6 protein-coding genes are annotated in these 5,319 nt (G+C 72.5%); 5 read left to right on the plus strand and 1 reads right to left on the minus strand.

Annotated elements, in window-relative coordinates; all coding sequences use genetic code 11:
- Positions 1-119 precede the first annotated feature (119 nt).
- The gene (locus QH283_RS24290; RefSeq protein ID WP_280505255.1) at positions 120-1,787 is read right to left on the minus strand and encodes an FAD-dependent oxidoreductase; all 1,668 of its coding nucleotides are present in this window, start codon (positions 1,785-1,787) and stop codon (positions 120-122) included.
- Positions 1,788-2,015: 228 nt separating this feature from the next.
- Here QH283_RS24290 and QH283_RS24295 point away from each other — a divergent pair, with 228 nt between their 5' ends.
- The 5 genes from QH283_RS24295 (at position 2,016) to QH283_RS24315 (ending at position 5,183) form a co-directional block, all read left to right on the plus strand.
- Entirely contained in the window at positions 2,016-2,507 is a 492-nt protein-coding gene (locus tag QH283_RS24295) for a SixA phosphatase family protein (protein ID WP_280505256.1), read from the plus strand.
- A 155-nt stretch (positions 2,508-2,662) separates the two neighbouring features.
- Entirely contained in the window at positions 2,663-2,980 is a 318-nt protein-coding gene (locus QH283_RS24300) for a GNAT family N-acetyltransferase (protein ID WP_280505257.1), read from the plus strand.
- A 275-nt stretch (positions 2,981-3,255) separates the two neighbouring features.
- Complete coding sequence (locus QH283_RS24305; protein ID WP_280505258.1) at positions 3,256-3,990, plus strand: pirin family protein; 735 nt, start codon at positions 3,256-3,258, stop codon at positions 3,988-3,990.
- A 125-nt stretch (positions 3,991-4,115) separates the two neighbouring features.
- Positions 4,116-4,871 (plus strand): hypothetical protein, encoded by a 756-nt coding sequence (locus tag QH283_RS24310; protein ID WP_280505259.1) that lies wholly within the window; start codon positions 4,116-4,118, stop codon positions 4,869-4,871.
- A gap of 171 nt (positions 4,872-5,042) precedes the next feature.
- Positions 5,043-5,183: a hypothetical protein gene (locus QH283_RS24315; RefSeq protein WP_280505260.1), complete on the plus strand. Its 141-nt coding sequence runs from the start codon at positions 5,043-5,045 to the stop codon at positions 5,181-5,183.
- Positions 5,184-5,319: the final 136 nt, after the last annotated feature.

The following is a 5,319-nucleotide window of genomic DNA, read 5'->3' on the forward strand; positions in this document are numbered from 1 at the left end:
CCGGGGGGGGGCCCCCCCCCCCCGGGGGGGGGCCGGGGCCGGCAGCCGGGGCCGGGGGGGGCGGACCGACGCGCCGGCCCGGGCCTCGATGCCCCCGGCCGCGCACGGCCGCAACGCGCTCAGCCGCGGGCGGCCTTGAGCAGCTCCTCACGGGTGGTGAACTTGACCCGGGGACGTCCGGCGTCGCGACCGGCCGCCTTCTCCGCGGCGTCGATGTTCTTCCAGCCCTTGCGGTCGACCAGGTCGGTCTGCCGTTCGGCGACCAGCGCCTGCAGCGCCGCCCGGTCCGAGGCCGGGGCGGGCAGCTTGCCCGCGACGAAATCGTCGATCAGCTGCTCGACCGTCTCCTGGGAGTCCACCCGGTTGGAGCCGATCACGCCGCGCGGCCCGCGCTTGATCCAGCCGCTGACATAGACGCCGGGAACGACCTCCCCGTCGGCGAGCACCCGGCCCTTGTCGTTGGGGACCACGGCGCGGTTGTCGTCGAAGGGCAGATCCGGCACCGGCCTGCCCTTGTAGCCGATGGAGCGCAGCACCAGGGAGGCATCGAGGCGGTCGGTCTGCCCGGTCGGCTGGGCGATCAGTTGGCCGTCCAGCTGCACCAGCTCGTTGCGGCCGAACTCGAGGCCCTCGACCTTCTCCTCGCCGAGCACCGCGGTCGGCGAGGCCAGGTAGCGGAAGACGATGCGCTTGTTGCCCTCGGTCGGCGTGGTGGCCGCGTACTCCTTGGCCAGGGTGTACTTGAGCTCGAGCGAGGGCTCCACCTCGGGATCGTCCAGCAGCGCCTGGCTGACGTGGTCGAGTTCGAGTTCGGCGTCGTCGATGATCACGTCGACGCCCTTCAGGTGGGCCAGCGCCATGAACTCGGGGCTGGTGTAGGCGGCCTGCAGCGGGCCGCGCCTGCCGAGCACGACGACCTCGCGGATGTTGGACCGGCGCAGGGCGGCCAGGGCGTGGTCGGCGATGTCGGTCTGCGCCAGCTCGTCGGGGTCGACGGTCAGCACCCGGGCCACGTCGAGGGCGACGTTGCCGTTGCCGACGATGACCGCGCGCTCGCCGGACAGGTCGAAGGTGCGCTCGGCGTAGTCGGGGTGGCCGTTGTACCAGGCGACGAACTCGGTGGCCGAGTGGCTGCCCGGCAGGTCCTCGCCCGGCACGTTCATCCTGCGGTCGGCGGCCGCGCCGACGGCGTAGATCACCGCGTGGTGGTGGGCCTGTAGTTCCTCGTGGGTGAGGTGGGTGCCGATCTCGACGTTGAGGTAGTACTGCAACGTGTCGCGGCGGAAGGCCGACTCGAACATGTTGGACACGGTCTTGGTGCCGGGATGGTCGGGGGCCACGCCCGCGCGCACCAGGCCCCACGGGGTGGGCAACCGGTCGAACATCTCGACCTCGACGTCGCAGCGGCGCAGCAGCTCCTCGGCGGCGTAGCAGGCGGCCGGGCCCGCGCCCACGATCGCCACGCGCAGGGTGCCCAGTTCCTTGGGCGGGCGCGTCGGCGCGACGATCGGGTCGAAGTTCGGCTCCAGCGGGTGGCGCTGGAAGTAGGCCGCGTTGACGTCCTTGAACCGGGCGAGCGAGGCCGAGAGGTCGTCCTCGGAGAAGATCGCCTCCACCGGGCAGGCATCCACACACGCACCGCAGTCGATGCAGGTGTCCGGGTCGATGTAGAGCATCTCGGTGGTCGCGAAGTTCGGATCGTCCGGGTTGGGACGAATGCAGTCGACCGGGCACTCGGAGACGCAGCTGGCGTCATTGCAACAACGCTGCGTGATTACGTAGGCCATAGTGTGCAGATCCTCGAAACGTACGTGGGGCTGTGCGCCACCCGCGGGTCGGAGGTGGACAAGCGGGACCACATGGATCGCGCAGCGAAATGTGACCCCGCTTTCAGTGTGCCTCGAGAGTGGCGGCGGCCTCTCCCCGGAACCCCTCCTGAGTACCACAATCGGGCTTCCGACGTGGCGAACTCACCCACTCCGTCCCATCCGACGGTGACGAATTACCGTGGCGACATGGTGCGGACTCTGATCCTCATGCGGCACGGCAAGTCCGGTTATCCCCCCGGTGTGGACGATCACGAGCGCCCGCTGGCCGAGCGCGGACTGCGCGAGGCGGCGCTGGCGGGCGAGTGGCTGCGCGCCACCAGGCCGCCGATCGACGCGGTGCGCTGCTCGACCGCCACCCGCACCCGCCAGACCCTGGCGGCCACCGGCGTCACCGCGCCCGTGGTCTACGAGCCCGGCATCTACGAGGCCGCCCCGAGCACGCTCGTCGAACTCGTGCGACTCTGCGACGAGGACGTTTCGACCCTGTTGGTCGTCGGCCACGCCCCCGGCATGCCGCGCACCGCCTGGGAGCTGGCGGGCAACCGCGACGACGACGCCGCGATCGAGCTGGGCCGCAAGTTCCCCACCTCGGCGCTGGCGGTGCTCACCTTCGACCGGCCGTGGGAGCAGATCGGCGAGGGCACCGGCGAGCTGGTCGCCTTCCACGTCCCGCGCTGACCCCGCGATCCGCCCTGCCCGAACCCGAGCCGGCGGCGCTCGGGGCGATATCGAGGGCCGTCGTGGGTACGCTCGGCCCGGGGAGCAGTTGCCGGCGACCATCCGAGCGCACAGCCCGTGCGCCGCCGCCGGACCACGCCGACCGAAGGAGCGCCATGGCCGACCAGCAGCAGAACTCCGGCGAGCAGAAGCGGGTCACCAGGAACGCGGACAAGAGCCGCTACGAGATCTTCCTCGGCGATCAGCTGGCGGGCTTCGTCGAGTACGAGGAGAGCGGCGACCGCATCGATTTCGTGCACACCGAGATCGACGACGCCTTCAGCGGCAAGGGACTGGGCAGCGCCCTGGCGAAGGGCGCGCTGGACGACGCCGTCGCCGGCGGCCGCGCCATCGTGGCGACCTGCCGGTTCATCGCGGGCTACATCGACAGGCATCCCGAGTACGCCCGGCATCTGGCCGGGTCGGACCGCTGATCCGGCGCGGTGGCAGGGCGGGCCGATGAGCGATCTGGATCCGCACCCCGACGAGGCGTTGTGCGCGCCCGCGCCGGGACCGGGGCCGGTGACCCGGCTGTTCCCCGCGCGTGAGGTGCCCCTGGGCGGCGTGCGCGGGGTGTACGTGGAACGGGTGCTGCCGCAGCGGGATCTGCCCACGGTGGGCGCGTGGTGCTTCCTCGACCATTTCGGCTCGCCGACGGTCACCACCACCGGCGCTCCCCCCGGACATCGATCCGCACCCGCACATCGGATTGCAGACGGTCACCTGGCCGTTCGTCGGCCGCATCCGCCACCGCGACTCGGTGGGCTCGGACGTGGAGATCGAGCCGGGCCGGCTGAACCTGATGACCTCCGGCCGCGGCATCGCGCACTCGGAGTACCACGCGGCCGACGCGCCGGCCGGCGAGGGTCTGCAGCTGTGGATCGCCCTGCCCGGTCACAGCGCCGCGGTGGCCCCACATTTCGAGCAGCACCGCGATCTGCCGGTCCTCGAGCGTGACGGCCTGCGTGCCGTGGTGCTCATCGGCGCCCTTGCCGGGCTGACCTCGCCCGCGCGGGCCTACACGCCCCTCGTCGGCGCCGACATCACGCTCGCGCCGGGCACCGACTGCACGCTGGCGCTGAACCCGGCCTTCGAGCACGCGGTGCTGGTGGTGGCGGGCGAGGCGACGGTCGCCGACGAGGCGACGCCGCCGGGTCCGCTGCTGTATCTGGGCAGCGACCGCGCCGAGCTGCGGCTGCGCAGCGCGACCGGCGCGCGTCTGGCGCTGATCGGTGGCGAGCCGTTCGCGGAGGAGCTGGTGATGTGGTGGAACTTCGTCGGCCGCAGCCACGAGGAGATCGTGGCCGCCCGCGAGGCCTGGGAGTCCCACGACACCGCCCGCTTCCCCGACATCGCCGGGCACCCGCCGGGGCAACGGATTCCGGCTCCGCCGATGCCGCCGCTGCATCTCACCCCGCGGCGACGCCGGATCACGGGCGAGTAGCGCGGCTGCGGGGCGGACAGGGGCCGGGAAACACCGAAGGTGGCTGCTTTCTGCCCGGTGAACCGGTAGCTTGACCGGCGACCCCGGCACGGCGGGGTGTCACGGCTCGACAGGAAGATCACCGGATGCGCAGCAGCACGACGACCCTGACCACCCTCCTGGCCGCGGGGGGGGGGGGGGGGGTGACCCCCACCCCCCCCCCCGGCCCCCCCCCCCGGGCCCCCGCCCCCCCCGGCCCCCCCCCCCCCCCCCCCCCCCCCCCCCCCCCCGGGCCCGGGGGGGGTCGCGGCCCGCCCCCCCCCCCCCCCGCCGCGGACCCCGGCCAGGAGCCGCCTGCCGCGACTGCCGCGCAGCCCGCCGATCTGCGGGGCACTTTCGCCGGGGTCGATTTCCGGGCCGCCGTGAGCGAGGACCACCGGTCCACCGTCACCGAGCTCGCCGGCGGCCGTTTCGAGCTGGTGCACGGCGACCGGATCGTCACGATCAGCGACGCAGGCGGCCACGTGCTGGCGGCCCTGCCCATGACCCTGCACATCAGGGACCGCGCGGTGGACATCACGCCGGTGGTCGATCGCGACGGCACCCGCCTCACCCTGACCCCGGTCGCCCCCGCCGGCGCGCCGCTGCGCGACATCAGCACCTACGAGCAGTTCCACGACGTCACCCAGCGCGCCATGCCGGAGATCACCGCGGGTGCGGGCATCGGGGCAGCTGTCGGCGCGCTGCTCGGCTTCCCGCTCGGGCTGTTCGTCTTCGACATCATCACGGTGCCGCTCGGCGCGGTGATCGGCGCGGCCATCGGCGCCTACGCCGGGCTCTACCACAGCGGCGGACAGGCCGCCGTCGACGTGGCCCTCGCCTATCTGCTGTCCCCGCGCTGAAACCTCCGGTTCAGCACGGCCGTACCAATCCGAAACAAAGACTGGTCACACCGGCAGGAATGTGACTATGCTGCGTTCCGATTGCGTCAACGCATCACTCCCGGAGGTGCTCCGGGCAATCCACAGGCGCTCGGCCCGCCCGATTCGCCGCCAAGCAAGAGGACACGCAGCATGCTCAACTTCATCGCCCTCATCGACTCCGCCACCGCCAACTCGGTCGACAGCAACGTGCTGGTCAACAACTTCCTCAGCGCGTTCATCACCGGCTCGGCCGGTTCGCAGAGCAACAACGGCGGCGCCGTCATCTCCTGACGCCCCGCGAGGGCAGACGCCGGGCACGGGCGATTCGCACACCGCGCCACGACCGTCACGACAAGCACTTCGGCCCCCCCCCCCGGGTTTCGCGGGGGGGGGGCGCGGGTTTTGGGGACGACCCCGGGGCGGGGCC

This window comes from Nocardia farcinica (assembly GCF_029867845.1).
Lineage (GTDB): Bacteria > Actinomycetota > Actinomycetes > Mycobacteriales > Mycobacteriaceae > Nocardia > Nocardia farcinica_A.

Excerpts from the sequence above, each read along its gene's own strand:
- QH283_RS24295 (WP_280505256.1), top strand. The coding sequence starts at position 2,016 with ATGGTGCGGACTCTGATCCTCATGCGGCACGGCAAGTCCGGTTATCCC.
- QH283_RS24310 (WP_280505259.1), top strand. The coding sequence starts at position 4,116 with ATGCGCAGCAGCACGACGACCCTGACCACCCTCCTGGCCGCGGGGGGG.
- QH283_RS24315 (WP_280505260.1), top strand. The coding sequence starts at position 5,043 with ATGCTCAACTTCATCGCCCTCATCGACTCCGCCACCGCCAACTCGGTC.
- QH283_RS24300 (WP_280505257.1), top strand. The coding sequence starts at position 2,663 with ATGGCCGACCAGCAGCAGAACTCCGGCGAGCAGAAGCGGGTCACCAGG.
- QH283_RS24290 (WP_280505255.1), bottom strand. The coding sequence starts at position 1,787 with ATGGCCTACGTAATCACGCAGCGTTGTTGCAATGACGCCAGCTGCGTC.